Genomic DNA, 22,691 nt, shown 5'->3' with positions numbered 1-22,691 from the left:
CCTCCGGGGGACCCTCGCACCGGCAAGGGCCGGCTCGACGCCTACGGGTGTCGGGCCGGCCCTTCTGTTGCTCGGCTCCGTGCGCGACTTGCGTGACTTACGAGCTTCGAACCACGCTCTCGCACCCGTCAGTTCATCCATGCGCATGTCAGGGCGTGCGCAAGGTCCACGCAAGCGACGCAAGTCAATTACGTACCAACTCCCGCCTCAACCGCGACCGTTGACAAACCGGTGACACGCTAGAAACCTGATGACGCACTTTCCGCAAAGAATCGACTGTCCTGCTCAATTGGCGCGCAGGATCGGTGCTCTCCCTCCCTGCCGGACTGTCGCGCTCCCCGCCTCCCCACGGAACAGAGGACCCCCATGAGATGGAGATCTCTCGGCCGACGGTCGCTCCCCGGCGCCGCCGTAGCCGGGCTGATGACGGTCGGGCTGCTGCCGCTGCCCCTGGCCGCCACCGCGCAGGCCGCCCCGGCGAAGGCCGCCGCCGACGTCAACCTGGCCCTCGGCCGCCCGGCCAAGGCGGGCGGCTCGCACGGCGCCTACCCCGCGGGGAACGCCACCGACGGCACCCAGGCGACCTACTGGGAGGGCCCGGCCGGTTCCTTCCCCCAGTGGCTCCAGGTCGACCTCGGCACCGCCCGCGACGTGGACCGGGTGGTCCTCAAACTGCCCGCCGGCTGGGAGAGCCGCAGCCAGAGCCTCTCCGTTCGGGGCAGCACCGACGGCTCCGCCTTCCGCACCCTCGCCGCCGCGGACGCGCGGGCGTTCAGCCCGGATCGCGCCAACACCGTCGCCGTCGACCTCGGTGCCTCCGCCGACGCCCGCTACATCCGCGTCGACATCACCGGCAACACCGGCTGGAACGCCGCGCAACTGTCCGAACTGGAGGTCTACGGCGACGAGACCGACCCGGGCCCGCCGCCCACCGGCACCAACCTCGCCCGCAACAAGCCGGTCGAGGCCACCTCGTCGACGCAGTCCTACGTCGCCGCCAACGCCACCGACGACTCCACCTCGACGTACTGGGAAGCCGCGGGACACCCGGCCGACCTCACCGTCAAGCTCGGCGCCGACGCGGACGTGAGCGGCGTGGTGGTCAAGCTCAACCCCGACCCGGTGTGGGCCGCGCGGACCCAGAGCATCCAGGTCTTCGGCCGTGCCCAGGGCGCAAGCGGGTTCACCTCGCTGCGCGACCGCGCCGACTACGCCTTCAGCCCCGGCCAGGCCAACACCGTGAGCATCCCGGTCAGCGGCCGGATGGCCGACGTGCGGCTCAGGTTCTTCTCCAACACCGGGGCGCCCGGTGGCCAGGTCGCCGAGTTCCAGGTCGTCGGCACCGCCGCGCCCGCGCCCGACCTCACGGTCACCGGCCTCGACTGGTCACCCGCCGCGCCCTCCGAGCGCGACGAGGTCACCGTGAACGCCACGGTCCGCAACGCCGGCACCGCGCGCTCGGCCGCGACGACCACCGAGGTCACCGTGGAGGGCACCGCCGCCGGCAGCGCCTCCGTCCCCGCGCTCGACCCCGGCCAGTCCGCCGAGGTCGCCGTCTCCACCGGCACCCACGCGGCGGGCAGCTACGCGGTCGCCGCGGTCGCCGACCCCCGCGACACCGTCGCCGAACTCGACGACACCAACAACAGCCGCACCGCCACCGACCGGCTGGTCGTCGGCCAGGCACCCGGACCCGACCTCGAGGTGCGGTCCATCACCACGAACCCGGCCAACCCGGCCGTGGGCGCCGACGTCTCCTTCACCGTCGCCGTGCACAACCGCGGCACCAGCGCCGCCGCGGCCGGTTCGGTGACCCGGATCCAGGCCGGCTCCACCACCCTCAACGGCACCACCGGTCAAGTGGCCGCCGGAGCCACGGTGAACGTGCCCGTCAGCGGCACCTGGAAGGCGACCGGCGGCGGCGTCACGCTCACCGCGTCCGCCGACGCCACGAACGTCGTCGCCGAGACCAACGAGAACAACAACGTGCTCGCCAAGTCGCTCGTCGTCGGACGCGGCGCCGCCGTGCCGTACACCGAGTACGAGGCGGAGGACGGCCGCTACGACGGCACGCTGCTCACCTCCGACGCCAAGCGGACCTTCGGGCACACCAACTTCGGCACCGAGTCCTCGGGCCGCGAGTCCGTCCGGCTCGACTCCACCGGCGACCACGTCGAGTTCACCTCCACCACGCCCACCAACTCCATCGTGGTGCGCAACTCCATCCCCGACGCGCCGGGCGGCGGGGGAGCGGACGCCACCATCAGCCTCTACGCCGACGGCCGGTTCGTGCAGAAGCTGAACCTGTCCTCCAAGCACAGCTGGCTGTACGGCACCACCGACGACCCCGAAGGACTCACCAACCGGCCCGGCGGCGACGCGCGGCGCCTGTTCGACGAGTCCCACGCCCTGCTGAACCAGACCTTCCCGCAGGGCACCGAGTTCCGCCTCCAGCGCGACGCGGGCGACACCGCCGCCTTCTACGTCATCGACCTGATCGACCTGGAGCAGGTCGCGCCCCCGGCGGCCAAGCCGGCGAACTGCACCTCCATCACCCAGTACGGAGCCGTCCCCGGCGACGGGCTCGACGACACCGACGCCATCCAGCGCGCCGTCACCGCCGACCAGAACGGCCAGATCGAGTGTGTCTGGATCCCGGCCGGACAGTGGCGCCAGGAGCAGAAGATCCTCACCGACGACCCGCAGAACCGCGGCCAGTTCAACCAGGTCGGCATCCGCGACGTCACCATCCGCGGCGCCGGCATGTGGCACTCCCAGCTCTACACGCTGACCCCGCCGCACGAGGCGGGCGGCATCAACCACCCGCACGAGGGCAACTTCGGCTTCGACATCGACGACAACACCAAGATCTCGGACATCGCCATCTTCGGCTCGGGCACCATCCGCGGCGGCGACGGCAACCACGAGGGCGGCGTCGGACTCAACGGCCGCTTCGGCAAGGACACCAAGATCACCAACGTGTGGATCGAGCACGCCAACGTCGGCGTCTGGGCCGGCCGCGACTACGCGAACATCCCCGAGCTGTGGGGCCCCGGCGACGGCCTGGAGTTCACCGGGGTACGCATCCGCAACACCTACGCCGACGGCATCAACTTCGCCAACGGCACCCGCAACTCCACCGTCTACAACTCGTCCTTCCGCAACACCGGCGACGACTCGCTCGCCGTGTGGGCCAGCAAGTACGTGAAGGACACCTCCGTGGACGTCGGCCACGACAACCACTTCCGCAACAACACCATCCAGCTGCCCTGGCGGGCCAACGGCATCGCGGTGTACGGCGGTTACGGCAACACCATCGAGAACAACGTCATCTCCGACACCATGAACTACCCCGGCATCATGCTCGCCACCGACCACGACCCGCTGCCCTTCTCCGGCCAGACCCTCATCGCGGGCAACGCCCTGCACCGCACGGGCGGCGCGTTCTGGAACGAGGACCAGGAGTTCGGCGCCATCACCCTGTTCGCCCAGGGCCAGGACATCCCGGGGGTCACCATCCGGGACACCGAGATCCTCGACTCGACCTACGACGGCATCCAGTTCAAGACGGGAGGCGGTGCGATGCCGGACGTGAAGATCACCAACGTCCGCATCGACAAGTCCAACAACGGTTCCGGCATCCTCGCGATGGGCGGCGCCCGCGGCAGCGCGACCCTCACCGACGTCACGATCACCAACTCGGCGGAGGAGGACGTCACGATCGAGCCGGGCTCCCAGTTCAAGATCAACAGGTAGGCCCCCGGCCCGACGGCACCCGCCCGGCGACGCGGAGCACCACCGCGTCGCCGGGCTCCGTGCCGTCACTGACCCGGCGCGCCGTCCCGCACCGGCGGGACCCGCGCGCGCAGCCGGTCCGGCGACCGTTCGACGGGGTCTCGGGCGTCGTCCTCCAGCCGTTCGGCGTTCAGCTCCTCGACCGCGCCCAGCGCGTCGCCGATCGTCGCGTAGTCCACGGCGATGAAGTTGACGGGTCTGCCGCGCTGCCGCTGGCAGGTGTGCGCCCGCTCCAGCACCCGCTCCCGGGAGTTGACGGTCCCGGCGTCCAGCCGCAGCCCGCCGCCGGCCGTGACGAAGTGGTTGAGCAGGAAGAGCCGCTTGTCCGAGCCGCCCCGGTTCGGCACGCAGGACATCTCGTCCGGGCGGCGGAAGGCGAAGGGCGTCTCCATGCCGTACCGGTAGAGGTTCCGGTACCAGGGCGCGGGGCCGTCCGCCTGCTCCGCGAACACGACCAGTCGCCGGCCGCTGTCGATCATGTCCTTGAGCTTCGGCCAGGGGCGGTCCGGGTCCGGGTCCGGCCGGTACAGCAGGTCGGCGAGCCCGGCCTGGAGGAAGGCGTCCTGGGTCGTCACCGGATCCAGGCCGTCCTGCAGGATCAGGGTGACCACCTCGGTGGGGTTGTCCCGCAGCCAGTCACCGATCTGGTCCAGCGTGGGCACCAGTTCCAGCGCCCCGGCGCCGCACACCGAGTGACACAGCCACAGACCCGGGTGCGGAGGGTTCACCCGCTCCAGGATCCCGGTCAGCCGCCGGCGCAGGTCGGGGGAGAAGTCCGAGGTGCTCAGCCGGTCCGCGACCTCCTCGGGCCGTTCCCACTGGTGCGTGTCGAGGAGCAGGACGCGCACCCCGGCGCCCAGCTGGCCGACGATGTCCGGGTCCTGCAGCGGGCCGATGAAGCGGTCCGCCGTCGTGGCCATCGCGTTGTGCGAGGCGAGCTGGGCGATCTCGTCGTAGCGGGCGTCGCACAGCTCGGCGCTGCCCTGGCAGATGCGCGGCGAGGAGCCGGTGATCGCCACCGGCGCCACCATCGTCCCGACGAGCGCGCAGGCGGTCACGGCGAAGGTCAGGGTCGGACCGTGCCGCGGATCGGTGAGGACCGGCACGCTGGGCCGGGTCTCCCAGACCCAGCCCACCAGGATCAGCAGGGCGCCGGCGGCCAGCAGGATCACGGCGACGACGACGGCGGTGGTCAGGAGCCGGTCGAGCGCGGTGGCCTGGACGTCGGCGAGCAGACCCGAGGCCGCCGGGGGCCACGAGGGCGGCCGGCCGAACAGCGCGTCGCGCAGGGTGAGCCGCAGTCCCAGCACCGTCAGCGCCAGCAGCGCCGCGGCGGCCGCGGGTGCCCAGCCCAGCGGCATCAGCCGGCGCCTGGCGGGCCCGGTCGTGGAGAGCCACAGCAGGGTGAGCGCGGCGGCGCCGAGGACGGCCGCCGCCGGTTCCACCACCTCCTGGAAGAGCCGGGTCACCGACCGGGCGCGGTCCACCGGAGCCAGTGCCTCGGCGGCGGGGTCGACGTCGACCGCGACGACCCAGGTGCCCTGCCGTGCCTCCCTCAGCAGTTCGGTGGCGGCGTCCCGGACCTGGTCCGTCAGGACGACCGGCGCGATCGCGGCCAGCGCCGAGGCGAGGTCCCCGCGGTCCAGGGCCGTCTGCACGCTGGGCCGCAGGTCCGCGCGCTCGGCGCTCGGCAGCAGGGGCATCAGCGCGTCCGTGGCCGCGACCGCCTGGCTGTGCGAGAGCGGCAGTGACGGCAGCCCCTCCAGCGGTGCCTCACCGGCCACCACCCGCGCCGCCAGTTCGGACATGCGCTGCACGAAGGCCTGGAAGTCGGGTTCCGACCGCTCCTGGAGAGCGGCGACGGCATCACCGAAGTAGGCCTGGCTGAGCCGTTCGACGTTCGCGACCACGGGCTCCAGGTCGACCGTGATCCGCAGCCGGTCGCGGTCGCCCTCCAGGTAGTGGACCACCTCGGCGATCTGACGGTCCCCCATGGTCCGCAGGGTCTCGGGCGGGATCACGACCTTGAGGTTCGAGGTGACGGTCGACTGCGGCACCGGCAGCCGGTCCAGCAGCTCGCTGGTGAACGGCGTACTGCCCGGGTCCACCAGTACCTCGTCGTAGAACCGCTGGTAGGCCCGTTCGTCCTCCAGCACCTGGCCGTAGAAGCCGGGGTCGAGCACCGTGCTGCGGATGACGGCCGCCGCGGCCAGGACGGTCAGGCTCAGCACCGCCACGCACCAGGTCAGGAACCCGACCCAGGGGGAGCGCCGAACCAGTGCGTCCATGGAGCCATTCTCGTTTCAGCCGGCCGTCGTGCCACGCGGGGCGTCCGGGCGGGAACGCCATCACACGCATGCCCGGGCCGAGGCCGGCTGATACCCGAGGGGATGGCGGGAACCGTGTCCCGCCGCCCCCTCGCGCGTACTCCGGATCAGACCGCCGGGGCCGGGTACGTCGGGTACTCCACCCCGGAGACGTGCTGCACGACGCGGACGACCTGGCAGGAGTAGCCGAACTCGTTGTCGTACCAGAGGTAGAGGATCGCGTTGTCGCCCTCGACCTTGAGCGCTCCGGCGTCGACGATCGAGGCGTGGCGCGAGCCGATGAAGTCGCTGGAGACCGCGTCGGGCGCGCTGATGAAGTCGATCTGGCGCTTGAGCGGCGAGGTCAGCGACACCTCGCGGAGGTGGTCGAGCACCTCCTCGCGGGTGGTCTCGCGGGCGAGCTGGAGGTTCAGGATCGCGATGGACACGTCCGGCACGGGCACGCGGACCGAGCTTCCGGTGATCCGCGCCTTGAGGTCCGGGAGCGCCTTGGCGACCGCGGAGGCGGCACCCGTCTCCGTGATGACCATGTTCAGCGGCGCGCTGCGGCCGCGGCGGTCCGACTTGTGGTAGTTGTCCAGCAGGTTCTGGTCGTTGGTGAACGAGTGGACGGTCTCCACGTGGCCGCGCTGCACGCCGTACTCGTCGGCCATCGCCTTCAGCGGCGGCACGATCGCGTTGGTGGTGCAGGACGCGCAGGACAGGATCCGCTCGTCCGGCTTGATGGTGTCGTGGTTGACGCCGTGCACGATGTTGGGGACGTCGCCCTTGCCCGGGGCGGTCAGGACGACCTTGTCGACGCCGGGACGCAGGTGCTTGGACAGGCCCTCGCGGTCACGCCACTTGCCCGTGTTGTCGATGAGGATGGCGTTCTTGATGCCGTACGCCGTGTAGTCGACCTGCGAGGGGTCGTCGGCGTGGATCACCTTGATCGCGTTGCCGTTGGCGAGGATCGTGCTGCTCTCCTCGTCGACGGTGATGGTGCCCTGGAACTGCCCGTGCACGGAGTCGCGGCGCAGCAGCGAGGCCCGCTTCACGAGGTCCTGATCGCCGCCCCCGCGGACGACGATGGCGCGCAGCCGCAGGCCGTTGCCCGAGCCGGCCTTCTCGATCAGCAGGCGGGCGACGAGCCGGCCGATGCGGCCGAAGCCGTACAGGACGACGTCGCGCGGCTCGCGGCGGTCGATCTTGTTGGCGCCGGTGGCCCCGGCGACGGCGTCGGCGGTGAACTCCTCGACGGTGAGTCCGCGGTCGTCGCCCTTGTAGGTGGCGGCGAGCATGCCGATGTCGATCTGCGAGGGACCGAGGTCGAGCGTGGTGAGTGCCCGGAGGAAGGGCATCGTCTCGGTGACCGACAGTTCCGCGCCGGCGATCTGGCGGGCGAAGCGGTGGGTCTTGAGGATGCTGACCACCGACTTGTTCACCAGGGAACGGCTGTGCAGCAGGATCGTGACGTCCTGCTCCCGGTGCAGCTTCCCGATCATCGGGATCATCGATTCCGCGATCTCTTCGCGGTTCTTCCAGTTGGTGAACGAGTCGTCGTTGACAGTCACGTCTCTATCTTTCGAGCTAGGCGGCGCTCATATGCTAACCCGACCACTCCGTTGATCGATCAAGTGGGCCCCCGTGCGATCAGATGAGTGCGCGTTCCGGGGTGCTTGCCCGGGGGACGGGCGGGCGGAAGGGTGGTGCCCATGCACTCGACCCGCGTCTCCCGTCACGTGAACGCCCCGCGCTCCGCCGTGTACCGCGCGCTGCTCGACCCGGCGGCCGTCGCCGCCTGGCGGGTCCCGGACGGCATGACCGCCCGGGTGCACGCGTTCGAGGCCCGCGCGGGCGGTGCCTTCCGCGTGTCGCTCACCTACGAGACGCCCGCGGGTACGGGCAAGTCCGCCGCGCACACCGACACCTACCACGGGCACTTCGCCCGCCTCGTCCCCGACGAGCAGGTAGTGGAGGTGCTGGAGTTCGAGTCCGCCGACCCCGCGTTCCAGGGCCGGATGACCATGACCACGACGCTCACCGAAGCGGGGGGCGGCACGGAGGTGGTCGTCGCCCACGACGGTCTGCCCGACGCGGTGCCGGCCGCCGACAACGAGACGGGCACGCGGATGGCGCTGGCGAAACTGGCCGCACTGGTGGAGGCGGCCGAGCGGAAGGACTGAGTCCGGCACCCGCGGCGCACATGATTGCGCCGCAGATGATCGGGTACGCGAGTCTGGACCGCGTCCGTGCCCCTCGTCCGCGCGGGCCGTAGACCGCCGCTATCAGGGAATCTGCCATGGAGACACCCGCGAACGACCACCCCGTCACGCCCGCCCAGCGTGCCCTGGACACGCTGGCCGAGAACCCCGGGAACCCCGAGGACACCGCGGCGCTCGACACGCTCGCGAGCAGCGACGTCCTCGTTCCCGTGCCCGACGACACGAACGACCAGGAGGCCGCCGACCCCGGCATGCTGGCGCTGCCGGTGCTGGAACAGCAGGGCGGCCGTCAGGTGGTGCCCGTGTTCACCTCGGAGCTGGAGATGGCCGACCTGCTGCCGTACGTCTCCCGCTACCGCATGGTGCCGCTGGGCGCCCTCGCCGCGCAGTGGCCCGCCGACGACCTGTCGCTGTCCATCGACGCCGGTTCCGAGCACCGGCTCACCCTGACGTCGGACGGCGTACGCAGCCTGCTGGCCCGCCCCTGAGCCGGCGACTTGACCTCAACTTCACTTGAGGTACGAGACTCGGCGCATGGAGATCACGAACAGCGACACCCTTCTCTTCCGCAACACCATGCGCATCGCGGATGGCCGCCTCGACGACTTCCGGCGCGCCATCGCGCGAGCGGTGGCGTTCGCCGAGGAGCACGGACCCCAGCTCATGGTGGAGGTCTTCGTCGACGAGGAGCGGATGCTGGCGCACAGCTTCCAGCTCTACCGCGACTCCGACGCCGTCCGCACCCACTGGCGGTTGTCGGACCCGTACATCCGCGAGGTGATGGAGCACTGCACGGTGCAGCACTTCGAGGTGTTCGGCGAGCCGGACGACGACATCCTGGCGGCCCTCAGGACGCCCGGCGGCGCGTCCTTCCCCTTCGTCGTCCTGCCCCGCCTCGCCGGTTTCACCCGCCTCTAGTCAGGGGCGCGGCTCCTCGTCGTCGCCGAGCATGCGGGAGAGTACGTCCCGCTGCAGTGGCAGTACCTCGCCGTGCAGTTCGCGGCCCCGTTGGGTCAGGGTGACGTACACACCGCGCCGGTCCTCCGCGCACATCGTGCGCTCGACCAGCCCGTCCTTCTCCAGCCGGGCGATGAGCCGGGACAGCGCGCTCTGGCTCAGGTGCACCCGCCCGACCAGGTTCTGCACCCGGCACTGGGCGCCCTCCTCCGGACCCTCGGTCACGAGGAGGTCGAGCACCTCGAAGTCGCTCGCCCCCAGTCCGTGCGGATGCAGCGCGCGGTCGATCTCGCACATGGTGCGCGCGTGTACGGCGAGGATGTCCCGCCACCGTTCCTCGAGCCGCAGACCGGCCGTCCTGACTGCCATACCTGCACGGTAGCACCGGAAAGCCCGTTCGTTGAGTGTGCAACTAGTGCGCGTGCAAGGAACAAGCCGGGCTCCTGCGGGTCGGGTACCGGACAAGGAATGGGACTCCCGGACAGCGGGACCCCGGCTGCGGGACAGTGGACGGACGGGGACGGGCGGCCCCCGGAGGGAGGGCGAGATGCCGAGGACCCCCGCGCACGGAACGCGTCTCGACATCCTGGAATGGCTCAAGGACCCGGTCGCGCACTTCCCGCCGCAGCGCCGTGTGGACGCGGCCGCGCACGGCGTCCCGTCCGGCCCGGTCGCCGCGAGGCTCGGTGTGCCCCGCCGGGTGGCCGAGACCCATCTGGCCCTGCTCACCCGCCTCGGTCTGCTGCGCACCCGCAGGATTCGCGGGCGGACGTACTACCGGCGAGACGAGGTGCGCATCGCTGAAGTGGCCCGGATGTTCGAGAAGGGCTGGTAGAAGGGCTACCCTGGCCCCGCCGTCGAGCGAGCGGGAGGCGTACGACCATGACGCAGGGGTGGCGTGTCCAGGCACCCGTCGTCGCGGTCGTGGCCCTCGGCGGCGGTACCGGCGCCGCGGCCCGCTACGCCGCCGCCCTGTGGTGGCCGGCGCGGAGCGGCGGTTTCCCCTGGACGACCTTCTGGGTCAACGTGGCCGGCTGCGCCGCCATGGGCGTGCTCATGGTGGCCGTGACCGAGGTGTGGGACGTCCACCGCCTGGTCCGGCCCTTCCTCGGCACCGGCGTGCTCGGCGGATTCACCACCTTCTCCACCTACGCGGCGGACATCCGCGCGCTGCTCGCGGACGGCCACCCGGGCACCGGTCTGGCCTACCTCGCCGCCACCCCGCTCGCGGCACTCACCGCGGTGTGGCTCGCCTCGTGGGCGGCCCGCCGGACACTGAAGCGGAGGCGGATCCCCGGATGAACTGGCTGCTGGTCGTCGTGGGCGGCATGGTCGGAGCGCCCCTGCGCTACCTCACCGACCGCGCGGTGCAGTCCCGGCACGGTTCCGCCTTCCCCTGGGGCACCCTCACCGTGAACGTCCTCGGCTCCCTGGTCCTGGGCCTGGTCACCGGTGCCACGCTGGCCGGAGCCGTGGGATCCGACCTGCGTCTCCTGCTCGGGACCGGCCTGTGCGGCGCCCTCACGACGTACTCGACCTTCTCCTGGGAGACGCTCCGCCTCACCGAGACGGGCTCCCGCCTCCCGGCGGCGGTGAACGTGGCGGCGAGCGTGGCGGCCGGCCTCGCGGCGGTGTTCGCGGGGGTGACACTCGCCGACGCGCTCTGAGCGTGACGGGAGTGCTCGCCCGCGTGTAGTAGGAAGTGGGTCTCATGAGCGCCATCAGCATCGGTCAGGCCATCGTCCTCGGAGCCGTCGAGGGGGTGACCGAGTTCCTGCCCGTCTCCTCCACCGGCCACCTCAAGATCGCCGAGGGGCTGATGGGCATCCCCGTGGACGACCACTCCGTCATCGGCTTCTCGGCGGTCATCCAGGTCGGCGCGATCGCCGCCGTGCTCGTCTACTTCCACAAGGACATCGCCCGGATCCTCTCCGCGTGGGTGCGCGGGCTGCGGGACCGGGAGGAGCGGTACCACCACGACTACAAGTTCGCCTGGTGGGTCATCTGCGCGACGGTCCCGATCGTCCTGGTGGGCCTGGCCGCCAAGCCGCTGATCAAGGGCCCGCTCGCCTCCCTGTGGGTGGTGGCCGGCTCACTGATCGTCGGCAGCGGGGTCATGTGGGTGGCGGACCGCACCGGCCGGCACAAGCGGGGCGAGGACGACACCTCGTTCAAGGACGCCATGCTGGTCGGCGGCTCGCAGATCCTCGCGCTCCTGTTCCCCGGCTTCTCCCGATCCGGCGCCACCATGTCCACCGCCCTGATGCTCGACCTCGACCGGGTCGCCGCCACCCGGCTCTCCTTCTTCCTCGGCATCCCGGCCCTGACCGGCGCCGGTCTGTACGAACTGAAGGACGCCCTGGGCGCGGGAGCGGGTGCCGCGCCCCTGCTGGTCGGCACCCTCGTCTCCTTCGTGGTCGCCTACGCCTCCATCGCCTGGCTGCTGCAGTTCGTCGCCAAGCACTCCTTCAACGCCTTCGTCGTCTACCGGATCGCGGTCGGCGTCCTGCTGTTCGGGCTGCTGGGCGCGGGCGTGCTGCAGAGCTGACCGCCGCCGGATTCAGCGGGCGGCGCGCAGCGGTTCCCCGACGCTCCGCATGTGCCGCAGGGCTTCGCGGTGCGAGGCGAGCAGCCCCGTCTGGTGGTAGGGGACGCCCAGTTCGGCGCAGTACGCCTCGGTGACGGCCTGTGCCCTGGCCAGCGCGGGGGTCGGCATGCTGGGGAAGAGGTGGTGCTCGATCTGGTAGTTGAGGCCGCCCATGAAGGCGTCGACGAACACACCGCCGCGTACGTTGCGGGAGGTGAGGACCTGGCGGCGCAGGAAGTCCAGCCGCGTGCCCTCCTCGATCATCGGCATGCCCTTGTGGTTGGGTGCGAAGACCGAGCCGAGGTAGATCCCGAACAGGCCCTGGTGCACGGCGATGAAGGCGAGCGCCTTGCCGGGGGACAGCAGTGTGAAAAGCCCGCCGAAGTACAGGACGAAGTGCGCGACGAGCAGCGACCCCTCCAGCACCGGCCGCTTCATGGACGGGCTGCGCAGCGCCTTGAAGCTGTTGAAACTCAGGTTGAGACCTTCCAGCGTCAGCAGCGGGAAGAACAGGGCCGCCTGGTGCTTCCCGACGAAGCGCGGCAGCCCCTTCGCCCTGCTCGCCTGACCCCGGGACCACACGAGGATGTCGGGGGAGACGTCAGGGTCCTTCTCCTCGTGGTTGGGATTGGCGTGGTGGCGGGTGTGCTTGTTCATCCACCAGCCGTAGCTCATGCCCAGCAGCAGGTTGGCCACCAGCAGTCCGCCGGCCTCGCTGGGGCGCCGGCGGGTGAAGACCTGCCGGTGGGCGAGGTCGTGGGCGGCCAGTCCGAGCTGGCCGAAGACGACGGCCAGCGCCGCCGCGACCACCAGCTGGCTCCAACTGTCCCCCAGGGTGACCAAGGCGGCGACACCGCCCGCGAGCGCGAGGGCGACGGCACCGAAGCGCACCGTGTAGTACAGCGGGCGGCGCCGGAGCAGATCCGCGTCGGCCATGCGGCGTGCGAGTTCGGAGAAGTCGCTGCCCTTCTCGCGTCGCTGTTGCTCTCCCCGCGCGGGGGAGTTCTCGATGAGCATCGTTGGATTGGCCATGCGGTTCAGTATGTGAACGCGCTGCCGGCCGCAGAATGGCGTCCGCCCCCGAAACAGGGGTGTGGCCAGCACCACCCCCGTCCCGGGGGTCCTCCTCCCGCTCCCCGTCAACTCCCGTCGTCGCGCACGAGCTTGAGCCGCAGCGCCAGCGCCATGACGCCCGCGCCCAGCCCGGCGACGCCGAGGATGGCGCCGGTCTCCGGCCAGCCCGGCTCGTGCTCGGCGGCCCGCGTCGACGCGGCCGCCACGGGCGCCGCCGCCTCGGCGCCCGGCTGGGGCCGGTCGTCCGGGGGCGACAGCGAGCCCACCGGCTCGACCAGACCGGACGCCTCGAAGCCCCAGTCGAGCAGCGAACGGGCCTCCTCGTACACGGCGTGGCCGCCGCCCTCCTGCGGGTTCATCACGCTGACCACCAGGGTGCGCCCGTCGCGGTGGGCCGCCGCGATCAGCGTGTTGCCGGCGTTGCTGGTGTAGCCGTTCTTGACGCCGATGAGCCCCGGGTACGGCTCCACGCCGTCCGCCCCGGTGAGCAGGCGGTTGGTGTTCATGATTCCGTACGCCTCACCGTCCCGGCCCGGGAAGAGCGCGTCGACCTTGCCGCAGTACCGTGCGAAGTCCGGGTTGTGCAGCCCCGCCCGTCCGAAGACCGCCAGGTCGTAAGCCGACGACACCTGGCCCGGCGCGTCGTAGCCGTCGGGTGAGCGCACCTGGGTGTCGAGGGCGCCGAGGGCACGGGCCTCGGCCTGCATCCGTGCGGCCGTGGCGCTCCAGCCGCCGGTGAGCGAGGCGAGGACGTGCACGGCGTCGTTGCCGGAGTTGAGGAAGACCCCGTTCCACAGGTCGGAGACGCGGTATGTGTGGCCCTCGACGACACCGACCAGGCTGCTGCCCGGACCGATGCCGGACAGCTCGTCCGCGCTCACCTCGTGGCGGACGCCGCCCGGCAGGACCGGCAGTACGGTGAGGGCGAACAGCGTCTTGAGGGTGCTGGCCGGAGGCAGCGGGCGGTGCGCGTCGTGGGCGGCCAGCACGTCGCCGCTCTCGGCGTCGGCGACCACCCAGGACAGCGCGGAGACATAGGGGACCTCGGGGGCCTCGGGGCCGGGCCGGACCTGCGTGCCGGAGCCGTACAGCGCCGCGGGCCGGGCCATCGGGCCGGGTGCGCCCGGTGGCCCGGGGTCCGGCTGTCCCGTACGGGCGGCAGCGGCGGCGGGCATGAGCGTCAGCAGGCCTGCCACGCAGAGCACGCAAGTGGATCGAGCCGCCCGGGATGAGAATCCGATAGTCATACCGCAAACGTAGGAACGGACGCCTGAACCGCCGCGCTGTCCGGGGCGAGTCGGGAGCGCATACACCCGTTTGCCGTAGGGCCGGATGACCCGGCGGGACCGGGCGTCCGGGCGGGACCGGGTGTCGCGGGGGGGGCGGGTGTCGCGGGGCCGGGCGGGGTCAGCCGGCCGGCAGGGTCGGCTGGACCTGCCGTAGGAACGCGGCGTTGTCCGGGGTCTGGCGCATCCGCTCCAGCAGCGTCTCCAGGCCGGACTGCCCGTCCCGGGCCGCCAGCGCCCGCCGCAGCCCGCGCGCGGCGGCGGCCTCGGGGGCGGACAGCAGGAGTTCCTCGCGCCGGGTGCCCGAACCGGCCATGTCCACGGCCGGGAACACCCGGCGGGCGGCGAGTTCCCGGCTCAGCCGCAGCTCCATGTTGCCGGTGCTCTTCAGCTCCTCGAAGTAGAAGTCGTCGGCCCGCGAGCCGGTCTCCACGAGGGCGGTGGCGAGGATGGTGAGGGAGCCGCCCTCCTCGGCCTTGCGGGCCGCGCCGAAGAACCGCTTGGGGCCGAGCAGCGCCGCGGCGTCGACGCCACCGCTGAGCGTACGGCCGCCCGAGGAGGAGGCGTTGTTGTGCGCCCTGCACAGCCGCGTGAGGGAGTCGAGCAGGATGACGACGTCCTCACCGGCCTCGACGAGCCGCTTGGCGCGCTCGACGACGAGTTCGGCGAGCGCGATGTGCTGCTTGGCGCTCTGGTCGAAGGTCGAGGCGTACACCTCGCCCCGCACCGACCGGCGCATGTCGGTGACCTCCTCGGGCCGTTCGTCGAGCAGCACCACCATCAGCCGGGTCTCGGGGTGGTTGCCGGTCACCGCGGCGGCGAGCTGCTGGAGCAGGACGGTCTTGCCGGTCTTGGGCGGGGCCACGATCAGGCCGCGCTGGCCCTTGCCGACCGGTGCGAGCAGATCGGTGACGCGCCCGGTCAGTCCGGCCGCGCGGTGTTCGAGCCGCAGCCGCTCGTGTGGGTGCAGCGGGGTCAGCTCGTGGAAGTGCCGCCGGCCGTCCCGGCCCTGAGGCGTACGGCCGTTGACGCGGACGACGTCGGTCAGGGTCCGCCGGTCGCCGCGCACGCCCTCGATCAGGTCGCCCTTGCGCAGGCCGTGCCGGCGGATCAGGGCGGGGGAGAGGGCGGGATCGTCCGGCTCGGGCTGGAGGCTCGCGCCCCGCAGGCGGCCCTTCCCGCCCGTCTCGATGTCGAGGACGCCGCTCGCGACCTCGGCCGGGGACTGCTGTACAGGGGGGTGTTCGAGTGTGGTGGTCATGTGGTCGGTCCTTTCGAGGACACCCGGGCATGGGACATGCGGAAGGAGGGGGAAAGCCGTGCGAGGGGTCGGACGACACGCCTCCGGACGGCGGGAACAGCACCACGGTGACTGCGGGTACTTAAGACCCTGCTCACGAGGTTGTGCTGAGAAGCGGACGCGCCGGTCGCATCGCGACGGGCGGGTCGGCGAACCGAAGGAAACTGGCACCGGCGCCCCAGCGGGGCGTACACAAGTGCTGACCGCACCGTACCACGGGACGTGGTGGGAGGGGCACGGGAATGGGACGAAGCAGCGTCGCATTCCCGTCGACCTCGTCAACGCCGCCGGTGCGGTCCCTGTTCCGGCTTCCGTGACTCCGTGTTCCGCATGTGCCGGGCCGGACTCAGCCGGCCGTACCCGCCTGCGCCGCCTGTGCCTCCTGCGCGATCCGCTCGAACTGCGCGGCCATGGCCGCCTGGAGCGCCTGGGCGCCCGACAGCGGCCGCACCATCACCGTCAGCTCGTCGATCCGGCCCGACTCGTCCAGGTGCAGGAAGTCGCAGCCGCCGATCTCCCGGTCGCCCACCCGTGCCGAGAAGACCAGTGCGTGGTCGCGGCCGCCCTCCTCGCCGATGACGCGCTCATAGCGGAAGTCCTCGAAGACGCGCTCGACCGCGCGCAGGATCGCCGCGGTGATCGCCTTGCCCCGGTAGGGCTTGAACACGACGGGGCTGGTGAAGACCACGTCCTCGGCCAGCAGTGCTTCGACGGCGTCGATGTCGTGTGCCTCGACCGCCGCGCGGAATGCCTGCATCGCAGCCACCTCTTAGTAAAATAATTGAATAGGTGCGGAGTAGATTAGTCCGTGCTTGCTAGCGTGTCGACATGTCTCTCAAGTACGCCGTCCTGGCCGCTCTCCTGGAGGGAGAGGCCTCGGGCTACGAACTGTCCAAGGTGTTCGACGTGTCGCTCGCCAACTTCTGGCCCGCCACGCCGCAGCAGCTCTACCGGGAGCTGGAGCGCCTGGCGGGCGACGGGCTGATCGAGGCACGGACGGTGCAGCAGGAACGCAGGCCCACCAAAAGGCTGTTCTCGCTCACCGAGGCCGGACGGGAGCGGCTGGGCGCCTTCGCCGTCGAGCCGACCCGGCGCCCCACCGCCGTCCGCGACGAGTTCCTGATCAAGATGCAGGCGATGGACGGCGCCGACCCCGACGCCGTCCGCGCGCTGGTCGAGGAGCGCAGGGCCTGGGCCCTGGGCAAGCTCGCCCGCTACGAGCGCGTACGCGAGCGCCTCCTGGACGGGCGCACCGAGGAGCGGCACCTCCGCGAGGCCGACCGCGTCGGCCCCTACCTCACGCTGCTCGCCGGAATCGCCTTCGAACGGGACAACGCCCGCTGGTGCGAGCGCGTCCTCACCGTGCTCGAGGAACGGCGTGCCCCGGCCGGGCCCGCCGGGCAGCCCTCGGGCCTGTCTGACCTAGGGCCTGTCTGACCATTCCCTCCCCCAGCCTCCGGCCGGGAGGTGCCCCCAGCCTCGCGACGCATGCACGCTCCCCCACTGCCTTGAGGGCGTGGGAGGTGCCCCCACTCGCCGCACCGGGCGCAGAGCCAAGTACATCCAGTACGAGGCTCCACGCCCGGCACGGCGAGAGCACGCACCTGACGCCGCGAGGCCGCCCTCCGGGCGACGACGGGAATGGTCAGACAGGCCCTAGGCTGAGCCGATGTTCAGCCCCGAAGGCCCCACCCTGCGCGAACTCGCCGTCCAGGCGCTGTCGTCGGTCGAGCGCGGCTACGACCTGCTCGCCCCGAAGTTCGACCACACCCCCTACCGGACGCCGGACCGGGTGCTCGACGCCGTGGCCTCGGCGCTGGCGCCGATGGGACCGTTCGGCTCCGGGCTCGACCTGTGCTGCGGCACCGGCGCGGGCGTGGACGTGCTGGCCCGGGTGTGCCGGGAGCGGGTGACGGGGGTCGACTTCAGCGCGGGCATGCTGGAGGTCGCGCGCGGCCGCCCGGTGCCCCCCGGGCCAGAGGTCTCCTGGGTGCGTGCGGACGCCCGCGCGCTGCCGTTCGGCGCCGAGTTCGACCTCGTGGTGAGCTTCGGCGCGTTCGGGCACTTCCTGCCCCGGGAGCTGCCGGGCCTGTTCGGCCAGGTGCGGTCCGTGCTCCGGCCGGGCGGCCGCTTCGCCTTCCCCGTGGTCGCGCCGCCCCGCCCCGGCTCTCCGGGGTACTGGACGCTGCTCGGCTTCGACGCCGCGATGCGGGTGCGCAACGCGCTGTGGCGGCCGCCGTTCGTCATGTACTACCGGACGTTCCGTCTCGGGGACGTCGGCCGGGAACTCGCGCGCGCGGGCTTCCGGGCGGAACTGCACGCCCTGCCCGAGTTCGGCCGGCGGCCCGACGGCAGCCCGCGCGTCCGGCTGGTCACGGCCCGGCGGACGGGGTAGCGGGCGGGGTTCACCCCGCGGCCGGCAGCGTGAACTCGTAGACCAGGGCGTCCTGTCGGGCGTCCACCAGAAGCTCCGTGATCTCCAGCGGCCGGTCGTGCTGGTCGTGCACCCGGCGCACGACCCGGACCGAGGCCGCGCCCGTGAGCGGGGTGATGGTGTCCCGGTGATGCAGGGTCAGGCCCGCCCTGCGCATCCAGTCGTAGGCCCGCCGCAGCTGGGCCGAGGCGACGCCGTCGGCGCGGTCGCGGTAGCGGGCCAGCTCCTCGACCTCGGCGAGCGCGACGGCCGAGAACGACGTCACGGCCGTCCGCCGCCCGCTTCCGTCGGCGGTCGCCGACGCGTAGCGGTGTACCAGCGTCGGACGGCCCGGCACCAGCCCCAGCGCCACCGCGTGCTCGGGCGGCGGCGCCTCCCAGGCGACGGTGGCGCGGTCGCCCGTACGGGGCTCGGCCGGACGGGCGCCCACCGGGAACGCGAGCGGCGCCGGGCTCCCGGCCGGCGGTCCGGGGAGGGCGGCGTGACTGCCCCGGCGGTCGGTGGTCAGCAGGCCGTCCCGGCGCAACACCTCCAGGGCCTGCCGGACGGTCTCCCGGCTCACACCGAAGTGCTCCGCCAGCCGGCGCTCGCCGGGCAGCCGTTCGCCCGGCGGGACGGAGCCGTCGTGCAGTTCGCCGAGCAGTCGTGCCGCCACCCGCCAGTACAGCGGCCGGTCGTCGGCGAGAGGGTCGTCGTGCGGGGTGGTGCGGTCCATGCCGCGCCTCCTGAGGGTGACGTACGGTAGCCGTGCGGGCTCGGTGCGCCACCAGAAGTACCATTGGTCTAAACCAGCAGGGAAGGCCGGTCCGCCGGTTCGGCCGAAACACCACCCGCGCCTCCGGCGGCGTACGGCCTCCACCGTGACCGCCGTGTCCGAAACCGCGCCGTCTCCCCCCGGGGCCGCGGCGGCTCAGGCGTACGAGCGCAGCCAGCGCACCTTGGCGGCCTGCTGGAACGGTCCGCCGCCCTCGTGGTCGTTGAAGTCGTACACCTCGATCGCCTTGTCTTCGTGCGCCCAGGCGTTGAAGGCCGCGAAGACGGTCGACGGGGGGCAGGTCTGGTCCTCCAGCGCCGCCGAGAACAGCACCGGCGCCCGGCCCCGCGCCGCGAAGTGCACGCCGTCGAAGTAGGAGAGCGTGCGCAGCACGTCCTCGGTCCGGCCGCGGTGCGTCTTCAGGTACAGGCCGACCTCGCGGTAGGGATGCCGGTCGGTGATCGTGGTCGCGCGCGGGAAGTCGCACAGGAACGGCACGTCCGGGGCGACCGCCACCAGGTCCGGCACCAGACCGCCCACGGCGAGCGATATCCCGCCGCCCTGGCTCCCGCCGAGCGCGACCGTGCGTGCCGGGTCGGTCAGCGGGTGGGAACGGGCCGCCTCGACGGCGCGCACGGCGTCGGTGAAGACCCGGCGGTAGTAGTAGTTCTCGGGGGCGTCGAGGCCGCGGGTCAGGAAGCCCGGGTACGCGGGCGCGCCGCCCACCGGGTCCGCGGTCCCGCCACCGCCGCCCCAGCCGCTGCCCTGGCCCCGGGTGTCCATCACGAAGTGGGCCCGGCCCGTGGACGCCCACAGCAGGTGCTCGTGCGGCAGCCCGCGCCCGCCGCCGTACCCGACGAACTCCACGACCAGCGGCAGCGGTTCCTCCGCCGCGGCCGGCAGTGTCAGCCAGCCCTTCACCGGATGACCGCCGAACCCGGCGAACGTCGCGTCGTACACCCGCACCGTGGACAGGCCCGTGTCGACCGGCTCGAAGCGCGCGTCCACGTCGTGCTCGCGGGCTTCCTGGAGCGTCTTGGCCCAGAACGCGTCGAAGTCCTCCGGCTCGCCCGACGCGCTCCGGTACGCCCGCAGTTCGTCGAGCGGAAGATCGAACAGGGCCATCGGGAACCGCCTTTGCGGGAGCACGTGCCGGACCGTACGGATGATCACACCGTACGTGAGGGGCCGGGAGGCGGACCAGATCGCGGCGGGAGGCGGTCAGGCGCCGCGGTGCGTCCACTGGGGTTCGGTGCGGGCCCAGTCGCGGTCCCACTCGTTCATCCGGCGCCTGAGGGCCACCCCGCGCACCGCGCGGTGCAGCAGGAGCACCGTGAGGCCGGTGCCGATGGCGGTGAAGGAACCCACGGTGGCGCTGTGCTGCCAGATCTGGGCGCCGTCCGACGGCGGCGGCACGCTCCGCCCCCGCGAGTCCAGCCACACGTCGACCCGGTCACCGCGCCGGGCGTCGGCCGGAACCCGCGCCGTGGTGCTCCGCTCCGTGCCGTCCGGCGTGCTCCAGCGGACGGTCGTGCGGTAGGAGTGCTGCCCGTCGAGCTGGGCGGACGGCAGGGTGCCGCCGGTGTCGCCGGCCACCTCGGCGCTCACGCGCTGCCGTTCCGCCCGCTGCTCCGCGACGATCGCCTTCGCCTGGCCGTAACCCCACCAGGCGGTGGCGGCCCCGAGCAGGGGGGCGCCCACGAAGAGCAGCAGGGCGACGACCAGCAGGGTCCAGGACTCGACGACGTCCGACCGGCGGCGCAGCGGATTGTGCCGCCAGCGCCAGCCGCGCACCCGGGTTCGCATGTCGACCTCCCCGCGATCACCGCGACCGGAAGGCGGACGGACGGCCGTGACGGGCGGGGAACCCCCGCGCCTTGGGGTCGCGCCAGTGTGCGAGTGCCCGTACTGGACGAGTACCCAGTCCGGCGGGCCTCGCCCCACCCTCGCGGCGAAGTTCCGCCGCGGGTCAGCCGAAGCGCTCGATGCGGATGCGCTCCACCGGCTGGCCCCCGGCCACCAGCAGCCGTGACGCGTGCTCGGCGAACGCGTTCGACCCGCACACATAGGCCTCCCAGCCCCCGGCGGGCGGCTCGGACAGCAGCGGGGCCAGGTGCGCGGCGGTCAGCCGGCCCACGGGCGTCCCGGCCGGGGCGCTCCGGGTGAAGACGGGGGTGGTCTCCGGGCCGAACTCGTCCGCGTAGATCAACTCCTCGGGGCCGCGCGCGGACACCAGCATCCGCAGCGGCACCGTCAGCCCCCGCGCCCGGTGGTGCCGGACCATGGACATCAGCGGGACGACGCCGGAGCCCGCGCCCAGCAGCAGCGCGGGACGGTCGCCCGGCCAGGCGAAGAAGCCGCTCAGCGGGCCGCGCACCTCGATGCGGTCGCCGGGCCGCGCCACCGTGTGGAACCAGCCCGACACCTCCCCGTCCGACACGTGGTCGAGGGTCAGCTCGATGTGCCCGGAGCCGTCCGGCGCGGAGGCCAGCGAGTAGTGCCGCTGGGCCACGTACCCGTCCTCGGCGGTGAGCCGGACCATCAGGTGCTGGCCCGGCAGATGGCCCGCCCAGCCGGGCACGGCGAACCGGAACGTGGACGCGCGGGGCGTCTCGCGGCGGATCTCCGTGAGCGTGGCCGGCTGCCAGGTGGCGGCCACCAGGCCGTTCACCTCGATGCGTCCGGGCACGGCGAACCGCGTGGGGGGCGGGTGGGCCCCCGCCGTGCGTGTGGCCGTCTCAGTCACCGGAGTACCGCTGCTCCTCCCAGGGATTGCCGCGCGCGTGGTAGCCGTTCTGCTCCCAGAAGCCCGGCCGGTCGTGGTCGAGCAGCTCCAGGCCCGCGAGCCACTTCACGCTCTTCCAGAAGTACAGGTGCGGCACCACCAGCCGCACCGGGCCGCCGTGCTCGGGGGCGAGCGGACGCCCCTCGTACTCCCAGGCGACCCAGGCCCGGCCGCCGGTCAGGTCCGCCAGCGGCAGGTTCGCGGTGTAGCCGGTGTGCGCGTACGCCACGGCGTGCGTGGCGGACGGCAGCGGACGGACCGCCTCCAGGAAGGCGTCCAGGGACACGCCCCCGAACCGCACGCCGAACTTCGACCAGCCGGTCACGCAGTGGATGTCGCCCTCGTACGCCGAGGCGGGCAGCCGGCGCGCCCCGGCCAGGTCCCAGGTGCGCTCCTCGGCCACGAGACCGCCCACCCGGAAGGTCCAGTCGGCGGGGGCGAGGTCGGGCGTGACCTCGGCGGACAGCACGGGCCAGTCGTCGCCCGCGTCGTACTGGCCGGGCGGCAGCCCCGGCCGGTCGACGCGCGGGCGCCCGGCGAAGCCTCGGGTGGTGTTCATGCGGTGGGGCCTTTCGGGCCGCAGCGAGGGGTGCGCGCGGCCTGCGTGATCAGTGCGTACGCCGTCAACGGTACGTGGTGGCCGGCGTTCCCCGGTCCGGGTCCTCGCCCCGCGGACCGCCCCGCCACGCGTTGTACCGCTCCAGATACGCGGCGAAGCGGACCAGGTCCTCGTCGGGCCAGTCGGCGAGCCGCTCCCGGAAGGCCGCCCGGCGGCTCTCGGTGACCTGCGCCAGGATGCGCCGTCCGGCCGGCGTCAGGTGCAGGACCTGCACGCGCTGGTCCTCGGGGTCCGGACGCCGCTCGATCAGCCCGGCCCGCTCCAGCGCGGACACCTGGCGGCTGACCGTGGACTTGTCGAGGGCGTAGTGGGCCGCCAGGTCGGTCGCCCGGCAGCCGTCCCGCTCCTCCAGATGGCCGAGGAGTGTGTACGACACCAGCGACAGCTCGGGATGCATGCGCCCCGCCGAGGCGCGGGCGCGGCGGGCGAAGGCCGTCATCTCGCGCTGGACGGTCTCCACGGCCGCGTCCGCCGCGGTACCGGGCATCTCGGCAGCCGTCACAGGTCCTCCCCTCGCATCGCTGGTTGCAGAGTACAACTTGGGGTAATGTGACCGTCGGCCGCGGAGC

Annotated in this window: 23 protein-coding genes; 10 read left to right on the top strand and 13 right to left on the bottom strand. The window is 72.4% G+C overall.

Translation table 11 applies throughout. The annotated features are described in order from the left end of the window. The first annotated feature begins 366 nt into the window (after positions 1–366). Positions 367–3,756, top strand: a complete 3,390-nt coding sequence (locus ACFW01_RS13225) for a CARDB domain-containing protein (RefSeq protein ID WP_384503547.1) — start codon at positions 367–369, stop codon at positions 3,754–3,756. A gap of 65 nt (positions 3,757–3,821) precedes the next feature. Here the strand turns inward: ACFW01_RS13225 and ACFW01_RS13220 are convergent, their stop codons facing one another. Both ACFW01_RS13220 and ACFW01_RS13215 read right to left on the bottom strand, forming a co-directional pair. Beyond that, on the bottom strand, positions 3,822–6,083 hold the full coding sequence (locus ACFW01_RS13220; RefSeq protein WP_384503545.1) for a hypothetical protein: 2,262 nt from the start codon (positions 6,081–6,083) through the stop codon (positions 3,822–3,824). A gap of 146 nt (positions 6,084–6,229) precedes the next feature. Continuing rightward, positions 6,230–7,675, bottom strand: coding sequence for a glyceraldehyde-3-phosphate dehydrogenase (locus tag ACFW01_RS13215; protein ID WP_234959164.1), 1,446 nt, complete (start codon positions 7,673–7,675; stop codon positions 6,230–6,232). Between the two features lie 141 nt (positions 7,676–7,816). Here ACFW01_RS13215 and ACFW01_RS13210 point away from each other — a divergent pair, with 141 nt between their 5' ends. The 3 genes from ACFW01_RS13210 to ACFW01_RS13200 all read left to right on the top strand — a co-directional run bounded on the left by ACFW01_RS13210 (position 7,817) and on the right by ACFW01_RS13200 (position 9,244). After that, entirely contained in the window at positions 7,817–8,287 is a 471-nt protein-coding gene (locus ACFW01_RS13210) for an SRPBCC family protein (RefSeq protein ID WP_234959165.1), read from the top strand. A gap of 116 nt (positions 8,288–8,403) precedes the next feature. After that, complete coding sequence (locus ACFW01_RS13205) at positions 8,404–8,814, top strand: SseB family protein (RefSeq protein WP_161332287.1); 411 nt, start codon at positions 8,404–8,406, stop codon at positions 8,812–8,814. A gap of 46 nt (positions 8,815–8,860) precedes the next feature. Continuing rightward, complete coding sequence (locus ACFW01_RS13200; RefSeq protein WP_234959166.1) at positions 8,861–9,244, top strand: hypothetical protein; 384 nt, start codon at positions 8,861–8,863, stop codon at positions 9,242–9,244. Here ACFW01_RS13200 and ACFW01_RS13195 read toward each other — a convergent pair whose 3' ends face one another. Further along, complete coding sequence (locus ACFW01_RS13195; RefSeq protein ID WP_234959167.1) at positions 9,245–9,652, bottom strand: MarR family transcriptional regulator; 408 nt, start codon at positions 9,650–9,652, stop codon at positions 9,245–9,247. It lies immediately after the preceding gene. A gap of 178 nt (positions 9,653–9,830) precedes the next feature. Between ACFW01_RS13195 and ACFW01_RS13190 the strand changes: the two genes are divergently transcribed. From ACFW01_RS13190 to ACFW01_RS13175, 4 genes are read left to right on the top strand one after another with little or no spacing between them, the layout of a single operon-like run. After that, positions 9,831–10,118 carry a helix-turn-helix domain-containing protein gene (locus ACFW01_RS13190; protein WP_234959168.1) on the top strand — a complete coding sequence of 96 codons (288 nt, stop codon included), beginning with the start codon at positions 9,831–9,833 and terminating at the stop codon, positions 10,116–10,118. 47 nt (positions 10,119–10,165) lie between these two features. Further along, positions 10,166–10,585, top strand: a complete 420-nt coding sequence (crcB, locus tag ACFW01_RS13185) for a fluoride efflux transporter CrcB (protein ID WP_234959169.1) — start codon at positions 10,166–10,168, stop codon at positions 10,583–10,585. Then, positions 10,582–10,950: a fluoride efflux transporter CrcB gene (gene crcB, locus ACFW01_RS13180; RefSeq protein ID WP_234959170.1), complete on the top strand. Its 369-nt coding sequence runs from the start codon at positions 10,582–10,584 to the stop codon at positions 10,948–10,950. Before crcB (ACFW01_RS13185) ends, crcB (ACFW01_RS13180) begins: the two co-directional genes overlap by 4 nt. Positions 10,951–10,994: 44 nt before the next feature. Beyond that, entirely contained in the window at positions 10,995–11,831 is an 837-nt protein-coding gene (locus ACFW01_RS13175; RefSeq protein WP_234959171.1) for an undecaprenyl-diphosphate phosphatase, read from the top strand. 12 nt (positions 11,832–11,843) lie between these two features. On the opposite strand, the gene ACFW01_RS13170 is transcribed toward ACFW01_RS13175, so the two are convergent. The 4 genes from ACFW01_RS13170 to ACFW01_RS13155 form a co-directional block, all read right to left on the bottom strand. Further along, on the bottom strand, positions 11,844–12,902 hold the full coding sequence (locus ACFW01_RS13170; protein WP_384503540.1) for a fatty acid desaturase family protein: 1,059 nt from the start codon (positions 12,900–12,902) through the stop codon (positions 11,844–11,846). Positions 12,903–13,009: 107 nt separating this feature from the next. Next, positions 13,010–14,191, bottom strand: coding sequence for a D-alanyl-D-alanine carboxypeptidase family protein (locus ACFW01_RS13165; RefSeq protein WP_384503538.1), 1,182 nt, complete (start codon positions 14,189–14,191; stop codon positions 13,010–13,012). Positions 14,192–14,351: 160 nt separating this feature from the next. Continuing rightward, complete coding sequence (rho, locus tag ACFW01_RS13160) at positions 14,352–15,491, bottom strand: transcription termination factor Rho (RefSeq protein WP_234959173.1); 1,140 nt, start codon at positions 15,489–15,491, stop codon at positions 14,352–14,354. A gap of 385 nt (positions 15,492–15,876) precedes the next feature. After that, a complete protein-coding gene (locus ACFW01_RS13155) occupies positions 15,877–16,287 on the bottom strand; it encodes a nuclear transport factor 2 family protein (RefSeq protein ID WP_234959174.1) in 411 nt (136 codons plus the stop codon). Between the two features lie 71 nt (positions 16,288–16,358). On the opposite strand from ACFW01_RS13155, the gene ACFW01_RS13150 reads away from it, so the two are divergent. Continuing rightward, on the top strand, positions 16,359–16,967 hold the full coding sequence (locus ACFW01_RS13150; protein WP_384503535.1) for a PadR family transcriptional regulator: 609 nt from the start codon (positions 16,359–16,361) through the stop codon (positions 16,965–16,967). Between the two features lie 232 nt (positions 16,968–17,199). Next, a complete protein-coding gene (locus ACFW01_RS13145) occupies positions 17,200–17,925 on the top strand; it encodes a class I SAM-dependent methyltransferase (RefSeq protein ID WP_234959176.1) in 726 nt (241 codons plus the stop codon). 10 nt (positions 17,926–17,935) lie between these two features. Here the strand turns inward: ACFW01_RS13145 and ACFW01_RS13140 are convergent, their stop codons facing one another. From ACFW01_RS13140 to ACFW01_RS13115, 6 genes are all read right to left on the bottom strand, one after another. Then, positions 17,936–18,679 (bottom strand): GntR family transcriptional regulator, encoded by a 744-nt coding sequence (locus tag ACFW01_RS13140; protein ID WP_234959177.1) that lies wholly within the window; start codon positions 18,677–18,679, stop codon positions 17,936–17,938. Positions 18,680–18,874: 195 nt separating this feature from the next. Next, positions 18,875–19,843 carry an acetylxylan esterase gene (locus ACFW01_RS13135; protein ID WP_234959335.1) on the bottom strand — a complete coding sequence of 323 codons (969 nt, stop codon included), beginning with the start codon at positions 19,841–19,843 and terminating at the stop codon, positions 18,875–18,877. A gap of 96 nt (positions 19,844–19,939) precedes the next feature. Continuing rightward, positions 19,940–20,524: a hypothetical protein gene (locus ACFW01_RS13130; protein ID WP_234959178.1), complete on the bottom strand. Its 585-nt coding sequence runs from the start codon at positions 20,522–20,524 to the stop codon at positions 19,940–19,942. A 163-nt stretch (positions 20,525–20,687) separates the two neighbouring features. Then, on the bottom strand, positions 20,688–21,464 hold the full coding sequence (locus tag ACFW01_RS13125; protein WP_384503531.1) for a ferredoxin reductase: 777 nt from the start codon (positions 21,462–21,464) through the stop codon (positions 20,688–20,690). Beyond that, positions 21,457–22,062, bottom strand: a complete 606-nt coding sequence (locus tag ACFW01_RS13120; protein WP_384503529.1) for a sulfite oxidase-like oxidoreductase — start codon at positions 22,060–22,062, stop codon at positions 21,457–21,459. The genes ACFW01_RS13125 and ACFW01_RS13120 overlap by 8 nt, the downstream gene beginning before the upstream one ends. Before the next feature lie 64 nt (positions 22,063–22,126). Beyond that, positions 22,127–22,609, bottom strand: coding sequence for a MarR family winged helix-turn-helix transcriptional regulator (locus tag ACFW01_RS13115; protein WP_234959336.1), 483 nt, complete (start codon positions 22,607–22,609; stop codon positions 22,127–22,129). Positions 22,610–22,691: the final 82 nt, after the last annotated feature.

This window comes from Streptomyces sp. NPDC058985 (assembly GCF_042740985.1).
Taxonomy (GTDB): Bacteria; Actinomycetota; Actinomycetes; order Streptomycetales; family Streptomycetaceae; genus Streptomyces.
Note: the sequence above shows the minus strand (reverse complement) of the source record. Positions and strands in the feature narration are given on the sequence as shown.